The organism is Colwellia sp. BRX9-1 (genome assembly GCF_014077195.1).
In the GTDB taxonomy this organism is placed as follows: Bacteria; Pseudomonadota; Gammaproteobacteria; order Enterobacterales; family Alteromonadaceae; genus Colwellia_A.
The window spans coordinates 59,779-75,625 of sequence record NZ_JACGVM010000012.1 but is presented as its reverse complement, the minus strand read 5'-3'; the positions used below and the strand labels follow the sequence as shown (position 1 = coordinate 75,625).

Here is a 15,847-nt window from a genome sequence, read left to right as displayed (position 1 = left end):
CTCATCAGTTTTATGTCAGTGTTGTGCTTATTGGCAAAGTAATGGTTACAGATAAGCCACCAGAGTCGTTGTTTTTAGCACTAATTTCACCATTATGTGCTAATACTGCTTGCTGCGCTATCGCTAAGCCTAAGCCGGTGCCACCCGTGTTTCTATCTCGGGCTTCATCGACACGATAAAAAGGCTGAAAAAGTTTTTCGATGGTACCTTGAGGAACGCCATTACCGCTATCGCTAATGATAATCTTAATACTGTCTTGTTGATTGAGAATAACACTCGCCATAGAAATGACCACTTCACTGTGCTTTGGGCTATATTTAATGGCATTAATAATGACATTACTAAAAGCACTGCTTAATAAATTTTGATCTCCGGGTAGATCCAAAGAGAAAAAGTGCTTCATAGTAATTAAGATATGTTTTTCGTCAGCAAGGTACTGGCAGTCTTGACAGATATCGGCTAATAATTCATCAAGATGAACGGTTTGCAAATTAATTTTTTGAAAGGTGTTTTCTAATCGAGAAAGAGAAAGCACATCGCTTATCATTTCATTTAAACGGCTAACTTCTAGTTCACAGCGCGCGAGATGCTTTTTTTGCAGCTCGGGTTTGTTAATCGCTTGCTGAGCTAGGCCAACCGCAAGTTGTAAGCGAGTCATCGGCGAACGAAGCTCATGGGAAACATCGGCTAATAAACGCTGATTAGCGGTTAGATTTAGTGATAACTTGTCGGCCATAGTATTAAAGCTGGTGGCAAGTGAACCCAGTTCGTCTTTTCTTTTATTGGCATGTTCGATACGGGCATCAAGCTGACCGTTACCAATATCGGTTGCCGCACGTCGTATTGCCAATATTGGCTTAATTAATGTTCGTGCTAATAACCAGGCTAATAGAGCACTGACCGCAATGGGGATGGCAAGTTTCAACCAATTGGGCAGTTGCATAATAAAGGAATCAAAATGTCGAGACTGACCTTTAATGGCTAAATATAGTTCGACGGGTTGATTATCTAAAATGATATTTTTAGGGCCGGTAATACGAGATCTCGGAAATTGAATCGAGGTGATGGCTGAAAAGCGATTTTTTTCTAGGTAGCTAACCAAGTCTTTTAAAAAACGGCTACTATCGGTGGTGAGCTGACCACTATCAATATTTCTGATAATAATAGCTTCATTAGGTGATTTTCCTCGATATCGCAAAAGTCCATCGGCTGAAGTATTATTCCTTTCAATATGTTTAGCGATACGGTTCAATTTTTTGAGGTCACCATGGTGCGCAGGCAAAACAATACTGTTCTGTGCTAACTGCGCTGAGATAAATCGTGTTGCTATAATAGAGCTTAAGGCGAACAGCCAAAACCATAAAAATATCTTAAAGCCAATCGATGAAAATGACTGTCTAATTTTATTGAGCATTAATCATTTATCCCCGTGCTCTCTCCTGTGAGGAAGATATAACCCGCGCCGCGAATGGTTTTTAATTTATCACTTGCAGAAAACTCGAGTAACTTACGGCGAATATTACTGATGTGCATGTCGATACTGCGATCAAAAGCACTCAATTTTCGTTTCAAAATTTGTTCTGATATTTCATTTTTACTGACGATTTGACTGGCATTATTCATCAGCAAAGCTAATATTTGAAACTCGGTACCGGTTAATTCAACTAACTGTTGATGGCAAAAAGCCTGACGAGTGCTATGTTCAAGCCTGACCTCATTAATTTGCTGATGGCTGATAGTACTTTCATTGGACTTAACTATTTTAATGCGTCGTAAAATAGCTTTAATGCGTGCCAGTAATTCACGATGCTGAAAAGGTTTCGCTAAATAGTCATCGGCGCCTAGCTCTAAGCCTAATATTCTGTCGTCGTTATCACCTTTAGCCGTTAACATTAAAATTGGCGTTTTATGCTGGCCACCTAAGGCTTTTAATACTTCAAAGCCATTTAGTTTGGGCATCATAACATCAAGTAATATCAGTGAAAATTTTTCATCATAAGCACGTGCCAGACCACTAACACCATCATGGCAAGCTTCTAATTCAAATCCTTCATACGATAGATACTCAGTTAATAACTCAGTGAGTTCTTTGTCGTCATCGATGATTAATATTTTCTGTTTGCTCATGAGGTTTTGTTATCTTTTGTTAGTGGCGGTATTTGGCGTATCTTAATATTAACTTAACTTTTATTAGAAAACTGACTTTGTTGTAGCCTTTACAAAAACTTTACACTGCCTTGCGTTTCTTTGCGTTGCAAGGTTTATAGTTACCTCACTTAAAAGAATGAATCGATTCACCGGGCTCGCTCAGTAATTGATTGATTAACTTATTCGATATTATTATCAATTTAACCCAGAGGTAAATCTTATGAAAAGTAAACTATCAGTTTTATTAGCCAGTGCAGTATTAACCTTATCCTTAGCAAGTACCGCAGCGTTGGCCATTAATAACGGCGATGGCGTTAACAATGACCGTCATGATGCCAAGCATACCGGTAACCATCAGCACAAATCAAAGCGTGGCATGAAAGGTGACTTTAAAAGAATGGCGAAGTATTTAGCGCTTACTGACGAACAACGTGAACAGGCAAAGGCGATAAATAAAACGGCAAAAACAAGTGGTTTAGTATTGAAAGAGAGCATGCAAGGTTTTCATCAACAACGTAAAGCGTTACTGATGGAAGAGCACTTTAATGAACAAGCTTTTGTTGATTTACAAAGTCAATACCAAGATATTATTGCACAAAAAGCCTTAATTAAAGCAAAGAAAGAACACAGTTTTATGATGATATTAACGGAGGCACAAAAAGAAAAAATGCAGTCACATCAAAAGCATGATGGGAGAAGAAAGCATCTTGCTGAGTAATCTTATTATCTAGCAATACTGAAAGAAAATATTTTAGACATGGTGCTTTCTACCGGTTGGTCATTATAACTTGCCGGGGTGAAACGCCATTTTTCTAATGATGAACGAATAGTATTACGAAAATAACTGACTCTGCCTTCACCATCGTATTGAATATCACGTACATAGCCATTTTTATCTATGGTGAATGTAACTTCTACATCTGTTTCAATACCTTTTCGCTTAGCATTGGCAGGGTATTTCGGGTATGTTGATGTCAGTAATTGCGCGGGTGCGTGTTCTGGCATGTAGTTAGTTGTCGATTCACTTGTCGAGGAAAGTACTTGCTCTATCATCTGTGAACGACGAGTTGTTGGTAGCGCTAAGTGCGAATTTATGGCTAATGGCTGCTTAGTCAAATCAGCTATTTGTGCAGCGTATGGGTTTTTTAATAATGAAGCTTTTTTGCTTGAGTCAGTGCGCTCAAAGGCTAATTCTGCTGGCGATTTACCCATAGTAACCGTTTGACTTAATGCCAATTGAGCTAAAGATTTGTTTACCTTTACTTGAGTACTAGGCTGTTCAGCTTGATTTTTTTGAACAGCCAAAGATTCAGTAAAATTACTTAAAGGTTCAGATTTAGCCTTTTTAAGCCCGACTAATTTATTGTTTACGACTGTCGCTAAGGTATCGACAGTATTCTTTTCTTGGGGGTTGTTGGCATTACCCGTGTTTTTAGTACTGTCGTTGTTCTCAAAGTAAGCTTGTGCGACTACGAGCTCAGCATTTACTGGATTTTTATTGGTCTTTTTAGGAAAAAATGGCGCTATCATCTTTGCGGGTAGTTTGTTTTCTAAGGCATTACTTTCATTGCCTCGGTGTAATAATTGCTGCGCCAAAGAAGGTAACGCTATTTCATCGCCACTATCTGTGTATGTTTTGAAGTCATCATCGGCGCTGCGGTATAAAGGAATGGTATCAGTGCCTATATCTAAGCTAGGAATTTGGATGTATTTTTTACTGCCCACAGCAATAATTGAGAAAATAATGACGATAGACGCTAACCATTTTCCTGAGTGAGTCGTTGTTGAGCAGTGTTGGTCGTGGTCAACTAAACGCAGAACGCGTTGCTTTAAATCACCACCCGATGCCGCCATTGCCATAGCGGGAATAGAATGATGACGGTGGCTGTCACATATTGAAGCGGTATCTGCCAGAGTGTGCGCATAAGCAACAGGGTTACCACAATGCTGCACAGCAATATCATCACTACAATATTCACGTTCATTTCGCATTTGCTTTGACACCCAACGCACAGCGGGGTGGAAGAATAAAAAGATTTCTACCAAGGTCTGAATGAAGTTAACTAGATAGTCATGTCGACGAATATGTGCCAGTTCGTGCAATATCAACATATCAAGTTGTGCGGGTGTTAAACCTGTCAACATAGTAACGGGAACAAGTACTATCGGCTTTAACCAACCTATTGCCATAGGCACATCATTTTTAAGTGAGATTAATAGTCGAGGTGAACAGGTTAATTTTACTTGTTCAACTAAGTGCTGAAATCTGGCTTCAAGTTCAGCATTTGCCGGCGAGGTGCCTATTTTGGGTAGTTGGTTAACATTATATAATTCGATGAACAGCTTTAGCGCTAAGGCAAAGCTTATTGTTACCCATGTTAATGATAAATAGGGTAAGAATTCAACCGCATTGGAGTACCAAACAGCAGTGTTTTGGGCGTCATTATTTATGATATCGCCCAGCAAGATGCTGTTATTTAATAAAGGACCAAATTGTGGAAAGTCAGCTTGAGAGATAATATAGAAAGTGAAAAAAGGCAGTAATAAATTAGCTACCATAGCCAATGACGCCATCGCATAACGCCATTGTGGTTTTTTATAAGAAGTAAACGTTAATGCCAACTTTAGCGCAAGCGCAACGAAAATCCCTTGCCAAAGAAAATGGATAAGGGTTAACGATAAATTGTATAAAAATGGACTACTCATTAAATTAATCTGACATTATCCTTCCATGTTATAGCACTTTTTAGATTGTACTATAACAAGTGTAGCAGTTTTTACTTTTCTAGCTCATTAAGTAATTGACGAATGTCGGCAATTTCTTCTTTACTGGTTGATTCATCTAAAGCTCGCATCACTAATTTTGACGTTGAGCCACCAAAAGCCTTTGAAGCTAGGTCTTTTAATAATGAAGATTGTGTAAAAGTTTCACTATTTGATGGTGCATAGACATGGGCACGATTACTTTCGTCTCGAATGACCAAGGTTTTTTCATGCATAATTTGTAAAATCTTCAAAACAGTGGTGTAACCTGTCTTTTGCGTTTTACTGACAACATCATGTACCTGACGAACTGTTGCTGGACCGACTTTCCAGAGAACATTAAGCAAAGTTAACTCTGCTTCTGTAGGCTTGATATTTGTATTATCTCGAGCCATCTAAAATCCTTAATACTATGAATAATTATAAGTTATATACGAATGCAATCGTATCTTGTGTTGATAAAATGAGCAACACCTTTTGTTGTTAGTGGCTTTGTTTTAAAATATCACTATGATAACAAAGGTTTTTAAATTGAATTTATTTTTTATTTGCTCAAGGTTTAATGTAGTACGAGCGAGGTAGTTAGTAAAAATGGTAGCGATTTTTAGTGTGATATTAATTAAATATCGACCGGTGATTTTTGATGGTGTTTGGCTGAGCGCCTTGATTAAAGGGGGTCGTGAACTTATCGATAATCGAGAAAGACTTATTGCCCTGATTGCTGGTCGTACTGAACGTCAAGCTCTATAACTTTTACCAAAATCTAGCAAAAAGCCAATAGCGTATTTCAGGAAATTCACTACTGGCTCTTTAATGAGCAATGACTTTATGGTTAATCAGCGTTAACAATATTGGCGTAGAGTTCACCTAAGCGGGTCACTGTACCTGGATGAGCATCAACATCAAACTCGATCATGCCAGGACCAAACGTTGACACTACCGTAGAGCCAAGTTTAAAACGTCCCATTTCATCACCTTTTTCAAAAGTGATCGCATCAGCGCCGTCAGCAGGGTAACTTTCTCTGAAAATTCCTTTGGCTCTAGGTGAAGTAATCGTACCTGCCCAAGTTGTTTCTATACTGGCAACTATGGTTGCGCCAACAAGGACCATAGCTAAAGGTCCTGATTTTGTATCAAAGATAGCGACAACACGTTCGTTACGAGAAAATAAGTTAGGCACGTTATTAGCGGTTAATGGGTTAACAGAAAATAAATCACCGGGTACAAAGATCATTTCGCGTAATGTTGCTGCCATCGGCATATGAATACGATGATAATCTTTTGGTGCTAAATAAATACAAGAAAACTTTCCGCCTTGAAAAGGCTTCGCGGTGTTATATGAACCACCCAGCAAGGTTTCCAATGAATAATCAAAACCTTTTGCTTGTATTAAACGTCCGTCTTCAATATCGCCTTGCTGACTAATAGCACCGTCAACGGGATAGCAGAGTGTTGTTTCATTGTTATCAATAGGGCGCGCACCATCTTCAAGTTCGCGGGTAAAAAAATCGTTGAAGGTGGTAAAGTCTTCGGCATTCTTAAGCTTTGCTTCTGACATATTAATGCCGTAATGCTTGATAAATGCTTCAATGGCTTTCGTGGTTACTTGGCCACATTCTGCAGCGGCAAATTTTCCAGCTAAACGCGAAATCAAATGTTTAGGCATAAGGTATTGAAGGGTGATTTTTAATTTATTTAAAAGCACTGAATTTCCTTTATATTATTAATATTAATTTAGTCGTTAAAACGAGAGGTTAATTTATTATCGCCTAAACTGGCTAAAATTCGTTGAAAGCTCGCTAAACGTTTTGGATGTATTTTCATTTCTTCACCGGCGGCTATTAATGCACAACCAGGATCATTTTGGTGTTTACAATCTCTAAATCGGCAACCACCCAAGTAATCTTCAAATTCAATAAAGCCACCGTAAACTTCTGCTGGCGTTAAATGCCATAAGCCAAACTCTCGAATACCGGGTGAATCAATTAAATCACCACCTTGTTCAAAATGGTATAAGCGAGCAACCGTTGTTGTGTGTTGACCTAAACCAGAGTTCTCAGAGACTATTTTTGTCATTAAACCCAGTTCAGGCATCAAAGTGTTAGTAAGTGTTGACTTACCGACGCCAGATTGGCCTACAAAGATACTGGTATGTTCGCTAAGTTGTTTCTTGAGCTCTTCTATACCGTGTTGAGATTCATTACTGACATAAATTACCTGATAACCAATCTCACGATAAATATCGAGATGTTGCTCAATTTCAGCTTTACTGGCTTTATCAAGTAAATCAGTTTTATTGAGTAAGATAACGGGGGTGATACCTGTTTGCTCTGCCGCCACTAAATACCGGTCGATAATATCAGGGTTAAAGGCAGGTAACACCGAAGAGACAATTAATATTTGGGTGATATTAGCCGCTATGGGTTTTACGCCGTCATAAACATCTGGACGACTTAATACTGACGTTCGCTCATGAACCGCTTCAATGACTCCTGAAATACTGTGTTGTGTTTCTTTACCTCTGCGCCATAAAACTTTATCACCACAGACCAAAGATTTAACGCCGCGGCGTATATTACAACGTATGCAATCACCATTTTCTGCTTCTACATCGGCATGCTGGCCAAAGCGACTGAGAATAGTGCCGTTTTCAGGCTCTCCCAACTCAGTATCTTGCCATTGCACTTGCTCTGGTTTATTACGCAGTTTTTTAGCTTGATTATCTTTAATGCGCCTTGTCTGACCTTTAGTCAGTTTTTTTAGCTTAGACATGGAGTTTTATCATGATAATTATGGAGTTTCACTCGTCTTTTAAAAGGGTAATGCGACAAAAAGTTTTAATCACAGTTCATTGTCACGTATTATACTGACTAAATCACCATTCATCTAATATACTTGTAATAGTAATATCAGTCTCACTTAGTTTGTTACCTTGCTGTGGCGAAGAAAACAAATGAAGATAAGGCGCTTGATTGAATAATCGTGAGCTATTGCGATTAAGAGCAACTTAGCCTTGGCGTACTTTAGGGGGCACAAGTGGGTGATAATTTAATGATATTGGTATCAGTAAAACAGTTGGCATTTTTAAGGAAGCGGCATGACAGGTAACGAGACAAATTTAATTTGGTTAGATTTAGAAATGACAGGCCTAGAACCCAATACAGATGTGATTTTAGAGATTGCCAGCATAGTGACTGACAGTCAGTTAAATATTTTAGCTCAAGGACCTGTTTTTGCTATTCACCAAAGTGATGAGGTATTAGACAATATGAGTCAGTGGTGTATCGAACACCATGGTCAATCAGGCTTAACTACACGTTGTCGTGAAAGTGTTAGTACGCTAGCCGATGCTACCGAGGCGACGATTAAGTTTGTTGAGCAATATGTGCCAAAAGGTAAATCACCGATGTGTGGTAATAGCATTGGGCAGGACAGACGCTTTATTAATAAATATATGCCTGATTTTGAAGATTACTTTCATTACCGGAATATAGACGTTAGCACGGTTAAAGAATTAGCGCGTCGCTGGAAACCTGAAGTGTTAGATAAAGTGGTGAAAACGGGCGCTCATTTAGCGCTTGATGATATTTTAGAGTCAATTGCTGAAATGAAAGTTTATCAAGAACACTTCTTTAAACTATAACGCTCAGCAATAATGTATAAATCAAAGCGCTTAGGGCGCTTTTTTTATGCACGTTTTTATCTGGGCGTTTTTAACTGGACACTCACTATAAGTTTGCCACGCGCTTTTATCTGGACACTCACTATAAGTTTGCCACGGGGTAAAAAAACTTGAAGGTCAGACCAGTTTGCGCGACACTTAATTAAAATTAACAGCAGGCAAATAAATTATGGCGAACAAATTTGGAAAAATAATCAGTAAAGTTAATAGAATGCCGCGCTTTATGCGCTCTTTTTTACTGACTAAAATTTTCTGTTCGACAGTAAAGTATGCTGGTACTTCATCAATAAAGTTGATTTCTGTTTCTCATACCAAAGCGGTATTATCGTTAGAAAACAAAAAGAAAGTACAAAACCATATTGGTGGTGTTCATGCCATTGCTGCGGCATTATTGGCAGAGTCGGCGACGGGTATCGTTTTTGGGATGAATGTTCCCGACACTTGTGTACCGCTATTGAAAAGTATGACATTTCATTTTCAAAGGCGAATGCAGGGAAATTTGTCTGCGGTAGCTGTATTAAGCCTCGCTGACATTGAACAAATAGAAAATTCGGATAAAGGCAGTTTGATGGTTAGTGTCGAGATTACCGATGAATCTGATCAACAGCCTATTGTTTGTGAAATGGAGTGGGCTTGGGTAACCAAAAGACGTTAAGTTTGAGAAGATAAAAAGAGCCTGTAAACGCGCTGATTGATTTGACCTTAGTCGGCTATGAGGCGCGTTATTTTTAAAACAGCTTACTCATATCGTTATTAAAAACCGTTGATTCTTAGTGACAATTCCTTACACTGTATTTTTAAACTAAATTTACCGTTGAAGGTATTGATCAATATGGACGCTACTCGTTACTTTTTTCAGCAATTATCAGGACGATTTTTTCGGATTGCTTTACTTTCATTTATTCTCTTTAGCGCCTTAACTGCTCTGTTAGTTCTTCGTGATAATCAAGTGACCTCGTTAGTAGAGAACGAACTGCCATCGTTAGCGAATAAGCATAAACAACAACAACAAATTTTAATTACTTATCTAGCCTTAGAAAATTTAACTAAACGTATTGATGCCAAAAATTTATCTGCTGACTATGAGGTCGCCCAACAGCAAATTAATAAAATATCTTTACTGGTAAAAAATAATAAAGCTCAGCTTGATTTGATGTATGTTGGCCATAAAGAATTTTCAGGTGTTATTGATAAACTTAGTGAAAATCATCAGAGAAACACTCAACTTAAGCAAAATACCATTATTCAACTGCAGTTAATTAATGATCAATTAACGGTTGAGATTAAGGAAAAGCAGCGACAAAAAAGTCTGCTTTTACAGCAACTCAATTCAGATAAATACACAGATAAAGTCACCGCAACCCGCGCTAAGGCCTATGTAAAGCAAATTACAGAACTGAGTGACTTACAATCATTACAACAAACCATTATCCGTGCACTATTAGCCTTTCAACAATTGAATTTACAGTCTTCTATTTTAGATTTTGATGATGTTAGTACCGAGCTAAAACAAGTGTTAACGAGCTTTCTCCCAGAAGAAAGCACGTTTAGCCAACAGGGTAAGTTATTAACGCTACAACTTAATACTTTAGAGCAATTATTATTTTCACAACAGAATTCGGTAGCCAAGTGGCGCAGTCATTTACGGTTATCTCGTTTATATGTCGAATTTATTGAGCAACAACAACAAAAATTACAGCTGTTAGTGCTTGAATCTATACCACCGGGGCCTTTATCTGCAGATAAAAAATTACGATTAATCGATTGGCTGCCTACTGAGATAAATGATTTTTTAGAAAAGCAAAACGTTAATGTTAACAATCAAGATCTACAAGCAACTGTGCTTAGTTTGATCGCACTACTATTTATGCTGTTATTGTCGATGCTATTTAAAAGTAAAAGCAAAATAAAAAAATATGGCCAAGAGAGTGTGCAATTATTTAGGCAGTTCATTGAAAAAAGAACAAAGGATAGTGATGAAAAACTGACCCCCAACTGTTTTAATTCAATGGAAAATAAAGAAATTGCCGAACAACTTGAAACCGCGCTCGAAACAATGATTAACCCTGAGCACAGTGAGCAAGAGTATCAGCAACAGCTTAGTGATCAGCAAGCCGCTAATGACAATATAAATCAACAAAATGAAGAAATTAAAAAATTAAAAGCGTCCCTACAGCAACTTGCATTAACCCATGATAAGCAAATTTTAGAGCGACAATCACAAAACAATGAAAACACCACAAAGTTAACCAATATGGTGGTGCGTAGTATGTTGCAAAGCCAAAGTGTTTCTATTGGTGCTGGTGTTACTTCGGTACAAGTTTATCGACAACTTGCGCGTATTTTTGATTGCTGTCAACAACACAAAATTCGCAGTGAATTTTTATCTGCGGTCAAACCTATGACGCTAAGCGATGTTGCTTTGCACAATGAAATTGACGCGGTATTACTTAATATTATTGCCGATGCCCATTTACAGCGTAATAAAATTTATTACCAACAAGATCCACAATTGTTAACTGCTGCGAAAGTTGACGTATGCTTATTTCACCGGCTGTTAAGTGGCCTATGCCGATTACTGCTTGCTGATTTATTTAAAGCTAATTTACATATTAGTACCCTTGTTATCGATAAAAATGAAGGCCAGCAAATTGTTCGTTTTGATTTTTCTGTGACCAGCAAAAAAACAATCGCAAAACTACCCGAGGCCCTCGAGTGCTTATTATTAGACGAGCGCCTTGAGTCAGCAAAAACCAATACAAACGATACCCTTGATTACTTATGCTTACTGTTTGATTCACTTAACGTCACAGATAAAAATGTGCAGTTACAAGAAAAGGGTTACCAGTTCCGCTTTACTCTGCCGATAGGTTTTGCTGATGTAGCACAAGAGATATCGGTAGAGCGTATTAATTTAAAGCAAGCCAATATTTTGTTGTTATCAAGTGATGCCGACATTTGCAGTATTACAGAAAAAGCGATCACTTCAGCTAATGGCATAATAACTACCTTAGCCGATCCGGAACAAGTTATTGAACAACTGAGTACCGCGCAGTTAATTGATAAAAGCATTGATGTCGTTATGTTGGCCAGTGACCTTTATGTAAAATCAGTTGAAAAAATACAGCAACAGATATCAAGTTTATCGATAGATATTCGGCCAAAGCTTTTTGTTATGCAACCTTATCTTAATGCGCCTTTAGAGCGATATGGCTTGTTTGAACAGACAGAAACGCCATTGCAAATACTCACACTTCAGCAAAGCTTAGCTGATTTTTTAACGACAGAACAAACGACTAACCATCAACTTTCTGCCAGTGTGTTTAATAAACATCAGTATTTATCGACCCAAGTTGAAGTGCTTTTTGCGGTGGCAAATCCAAGTAAACAGTTAACTTTGCTGCGTATTTTACAATGGTTAGGACTACAGGTAAAAATTGTCTGTCAGCCTAAAACAATGACTCAATTGTGGAGCTCTGGAAGATACTTATTGTTATTTACCGAATTTGAACAATCACCTTTTATTAAAATGTCTGCTGGAAAAAGTGTACGCCGTGACATCTTTACTTTTAATCAAAGTAATTTCTCCATTGAAGACTCACCAAAATTGGCAGATAAGTGGGCTGTTTCTATTTTACCTGCTTTGCATGATGTCGATGCTTTGGTGCTACTTTTACAGCCTTGGTTGAAAGCAAAGCCAACTAAAGTGGTTGCTATTAATACAGTAAAAGCACAAAGTAATAAGACTAAAGAGTATAATAATATTGACGCTGAACTGTTAAAAACAACTGAAAAGCTTGATGACGTATTATCGAACTTAGATTTAACACCCGCTGCGAAAACAAATCAACCTGAACCTTTTAACCTTGAACACTATGCAAAAAATCAGGGCTCTGCAGAATTGGCAATGTTGATGCTAGATGACTACCTTACTGATATTGATGACGCGATGAAAAAATTATCAACGGCACTAGCGGTACATAATTACCCATTAGCGATGAGTCTAACGAGTAGCATGTTTACAACCAGTAAAATATTAACCGCTAACGACTTTATTGATATTAGCCAACAGCTATTATTTAGTCTTACGTCAAATACGGTCATAGAACATCAACAAGTTATGTCGTTATTTAGCCAATTAAGCGAACAGCAACGCCTGTTAAATGAGTTTGCTGAGGCAATATAATATGACTACTGGGATATTAGTTAAATGAGTTTTAACGCTGAAAAAGAAATGGATGTTGCTAGCCCTTGTGTTAGAAATTGCTGTTTAAATGCCGATGATGTCTGCCTTGGTTGTTTCCGCCACATTGATGAGATTTTGGCGTGGACAAGCTATAAAAGTAAAGAAAAAATAACGGTAATTAACAACTGTCAACAAAGACGAATAGTGATTCAAGAGAAGCACGATTAAGGTAAAAGTTAAATGGAAATTACTGAACAAAGTGAATTAGACGATTTTTCACAACTTACCGTGCTGATAATAGACGATAACCGGTTAGTTCATGACACCTTAAAAAGAGGATTGTATGATATCGGCATTAATCACGTAAAATGTGCAGAAAGTGCTTATTACGGTATTAGGTTATGTGAAACAACACGTTTTCATATTGTTATTTGCTCATTTAATGTAAATAGTGATAAAGACGGTTTTCATTTACTCGAAGAATTAAAATTCAGAGGTCATGTTAACAAAACCACAGTTCTTATTTTTCTCAGTACTGAAACGAATGAGTCTCTTGTTAATTCAATTGTCGAATTACAGCCCGATGACTTTTGGGTAAAACCACTCGCCCCTAAAACAGTGCAACAACGCTTAATCCATACCTTGCAAACTAAAAAGCAATTATTCAATATGTATCGAGCGACTGATACTAAGAGTTTTTCGAAAGTTATATATTTTGCTGACCGTCATCTTGTTAATCAAAGTTTACACCAATATCACCCCAATATATTGCGGATGAAAGGTGAGGCTTACTTAAGTCTTTTAGAATTTGAAACGGCAGAATCTTTTTTTAAAAGCCTATTGAAAACCTATACCTACGCTTGGGTTTATTTAGGCTATGTAAAGTCTTTGTTAAAGCAAGGGCGTATAAACGAAATTAATGAACTGATTGAGAAGTTAATTAATAAGCCCGCTACTCGATTTGGGGCTCATGATATGCTGGCGCAATATTATATTGAGCATGAGCAATATGAAAGAGCCTACGATGAGATAAAAAAAGCAACTGCGTTGTCGCCACGAAATATTGAACGTAATAAAAAATCATGGGATTTAGCACGACTCAATCATGACCATGAAGGACAATATATAGCGACACGAAATATCGCCCAGCAAGCGAAAAACTCTATTCATGATTCACCCGAATTGCTCTTAAATGTTATTCGTTCAGGCATTGATTTAGCGGCGGCTATTACTGACGAACGATCTTTTAAAGTTTTGCAGCAAACAGACAAGCATATTAAGCAACTTCAAAATGATTATAGCGACGCAAATGAGTTTAAACAGCAGTTATTAGTGATCCAAGCACGGTTATATATTGTTCGTGAACAAAAAGAGAAGGCCACTAAACTTGTTGAAAACCATGTTAATTTTATTGCGTCACCGCAAATTGAAGACAACCTAGATAAAGTGAAAGTCTTTCACGAATTGGGTATGCGCGAAGAAGCGCTGAAAATGTTAGAGATTATCGGTAAACAAGTCTCAGGTGATTCATTAACGAGCCAAGTGATCAATAAATATATTGAGCAAGAAAGTCTTGAGCGTGCTGAAATTAATTTTTCACCCAAACAACTGAACGATATGGCGATTGAACATTTCGAAAAAAATCGTTTACAGCCCGCGCTTAAGGCTATTCAGCAAGCTCTAAGATTAACACCTCATAATATTAAATTAACGATGCGTATGTTAAAAATATTGGTGGTGATTAAACAAAGTAATGAATTTGATGAAAGTCACCAAAAACTGGGTGATGAAGCGCTTGCTCTACTTTTGTCTGCGAACATTAAAAGCAGCGGTGTTGAGTCTATAGAGCAGTTAAAAATAAAGTGGCAGCAAGCTGAATCAACTGAGCCTGCTAAGCATCTCTAGGTAAACCTTTTTCAACACTGCGGATCAAGCGCTCGGTTAATCGTTGATTTTTTATTGGAAAGTCACTTTGCTGTTCTGCAGCGATTCGCTTATTGTCTTGTTGATGCAATGCCCAATTAATATGTTCAGCAACCATAGGCTCTGCGGTTGCTAACTTATTATTTAACGCGTTAACATTTTCCGCACTATATGGCGCATTACCGATTGCAACGGAAATATTTCGTTGCCAGCTATTAAAACCAATACGGCGAATAGGAGACCCCTCTGTTTTATTGAGAAAGGTCGCTTCATCCCAGCTAAATACTGTTAATAATTCAACATCATCAAGATTTTGGCGAGGGGAAAAGTCGCCTTCGTGACTGATGTTAGCAAATTTATTCCATGGGCAAATGAGTTGGCAATCATCACAGCCATAAATTCTATTGCCAATTAACGGCCTAAACTCTTCTGGAATTGCGTCACGCAATTCGATGGTTAAATAGGATATACAACGGCGAGCGTCTACGACATAAGGAGCCACTATCGCTTGGGTTGGGCAAATTTTAATACAAGAAACACAACTACCGCATTCATTGGCTGTTTTTTCATTAGTCGGTAACGGAATATCAACTAATAGTTCACCCAAGAAAAACCATGAGCCGGCACTTTTGTTAATTAATAACGAATGTTTACCGACCCAGCCTAACCCCGCTTTTTCTGCTAAAGGTCGCTCTAAGATCGGTGCTGAGTCAACAAATGGGCGAAAGTTGAAGGTTTCACAGTACTCACTAATTTTATCACCGAGTTGTTTGAGGCGTTTGCGCATTAATTTATGATAGTCTCGCCCCAAGGCATAGCGGCTGATATAAGCATGGTCTTTCTTTTTGAGCGTACGGGCAAATTTTGCTTTGGGGGGTAAATAATCCATGCGAACACTGATCACCCGCGTTGTTCCTTCAACAAGCTCTTGGGCGCGTGCTCGCATTAAACCATGCTTTTGCATGTAATCCATTTCACCGTGATAATTATTTTCTAGCCACGTTGTTAAGGCTTGTTCATGACTTGATAAGTCAATATCACTGAAACCTATTTGCGAAAAGCCTAATTCTTGACCCCAAAGCTTGATTTTTTCAGCTAATTCTTGATAGTTAATATTAGGTGTTGTCATAGTTAACATGTCATCG

At 37.9% G+C, this 15,847-nt stretch carries 14 protein-coding genes; 7 read left to right on the top strand and 7 right to left on the bottom strand.

Translation table 11 applies throughout. The features are described from left to right. Nucleotides 1-10: 10 nt before the first annotated feature. Both H4J76_RS12305 and H4J76_RS12300 read right to left on the bottom strand, forming a co-directional pair. Complete coding sequence (locus H4J76_RS12305; protein WP_182216046.1) at nt 11-1,414, bottom strand: ATP-binding protein; 1,404 nt, start codon at nt 1,412-1,414, stop codon at nt 11-13. Further along, nucleotides 1,414-2,127, bottom strand: a complete 714-nt coding sequence (locus H4J76_RS12300; protein WP_182216048.1) for a response regulator transcription factor — start codon at nt 2,125-2,127, stop codon at nt 1,414-1,416. The genes H4J76_RS12305 and H4J76_RS12300 overlap by 1 nt, the downstream gene beginning before the upstream one ends. 241 nt (nt 2,128-2,368) lie before the next feature. Here H4J76_RS12300 and H4J76_RS12295 point away from each other — a divergent pair, with 241 nt between their 5' ends. Beyond that, nucleotides 2,369-2,866, top strand: a complete 498-nt coding sequence (locus H4J76_RS12295) for a Spy/CpxP family protein refolding chaperone (protein WP_182230701.1) — start codon at nt 2,369-2,371, stop codon at nt 2,864-2,866. 5 nt (nt 2,867-2,871) lie between these two features. Here the strand turns inward: H4J76_RS12295 and H4J76_RS12290 are convergent, their stop codons facing one another. Continuing rightward, a complete protein-coding gene (locus H4J76_RS12290; RefSeq protein ID WP_182230700.1) occupies nt 2,872-4,854 on the bottom strand; it encodes a M56 family metallopeptidase in 1,983 nt (660 codons plus the stop codon). A 71-nt stretch (nt 4,855-4,925) separates the two neighbouring features. Further along, entirely contained in the window at nt 4,926-5,306 is a 381-nt protein-coding gene (locus H4J76_RS12285) for a BlaI/MecI/CopY family transcriptional regulator (protein ID WP_070375106.1), read from the bottom strand. Nucleotides 5,307-5,502: 196 nt separating this feature from the next. Here H4J76_RS12285 and H4J76_RS12280 point away from each other — a divergent pair, with 196 nt between their 5' ends. Beyond that, complete coding sequence (locus tag H4J76_RS12280) at nt 5,503-5,661, top strand: hypothetical protein (protein ID WP_182230699.1); 159 nt, start codon at nt 5,503-5,505, stop codon at nt 5,659-5,661. A gap of 82 nt (nt 5,662-5,743) precedes the next feature. Here H4J76_RS12280 and asd read toward each other — a convergent pair whose 3' ends face one another. Continuing rightward, a complete protein-coding gene (gene asd, locus H4J76_RS12275) occupies nt 5,744-6,577 on the bottom strand; it encodes an archaetidylserine decarboxylase (RefSeq protein ID WP_182230743.1) in 834 nt (277 codons plus the stop codon). Between the two features lie 68 nt (nt 6,578-6,645). After that, nucleotides 6,646-7,683: a small ribosomal subunit biogenesis GTPase RsgA gene (gene rsgA, locus H4J76_RS12270; protein ID WP_182216054.1), complete on the bottom strand. Its 1,038-nt coding sequence runs from the start codon at nt 7,681-7,683 to the stop codon at nt 6,646-6,648. Nucleotides 7,684-8,008: 325 nt separating this feature from the next. On the opposite strand from rsgA, the gene orn reads away from it, so the two are divergent. The 5 genes from orn to H4J76_RS12245 all read left to right on the top strand — a co-directional run bounded on the left by orn (nt 8,009) and on the right by H4J76_RS12245 (nt 14,684). Beyond that, nucleotides 8,009-8,554, top strand: coding sequence for an oligoribonuclease (gene orn / locus H4J76_RS12265; protein WP_182221518.1), 546 nt, complete (start codon nt 8,009-8,011; stop codon nt 8,552-8,554). Between the two features lie 208 nt (nt 8,555-8,762). Further along, nucleotides 8,763-9,248, top strand: coding sequence for a DUF4442 domain-containing protein (locus tag H4J76_RS12260; protein WP_182230698.1), 486 nt, complete (start codon nt 8,763-8,765; stop codon nt 9,246-9,248). 177 nt (nt 9,249-9,425) lie between these two features. Further along, complete coding sequence (locus tag H4J76_RS12255) at nt 9,426-12,779, top strand: hypothetical protein (protein WP_182230697.1); 3,354 nt, start codon at nt 9,426-9,428, stop codon at nt 12,777-12,779. A 24-nt stretch (nt 12,780-12,803) separates the two neighbouring features. Continuing rightward, on the top strand, nt 12,804-13,007 hold the full coding sequence (locus tag H4J76_RS12250) for a DUF1289 domain-containing protein (protein ID WP_182230696.1): 204 nt from the start codon (nt 12,804-12,806) through the stop codon (nt 13,005-13,007). Between the two features lie 12 nt (nt 13,008-13,019). After that, complete coding sequence (locus H4J76_RS12245) at nt 13,020-14,684, top strand: response regulator (RefSeq protein ID WP_182230695.1); 1,665 nt, start codon at nt 13,020-13,022, stop codon at nt 14,682-14,684. On the opposite strand, the gene queG is transcribed toward H4J76_RS12245, so the two are convergent. Further along, nucleotides 14,671-15,831, bottom strand: coding sequence for a tRNA epoxyqueuosine(34) reductase QueG (gene queG, locus H4J76_RS12240; protein ID WP_182230694.1), 1,161 nt, complete (start codon nt 15,829-15,831; stop codon nt 14,671-14,673). The genes H4J76_RS12245 and queG overlap by 14 nt on opposite strands. Nucleotides 15,832-15,847 lie beyond the last annotated feature (16 nt).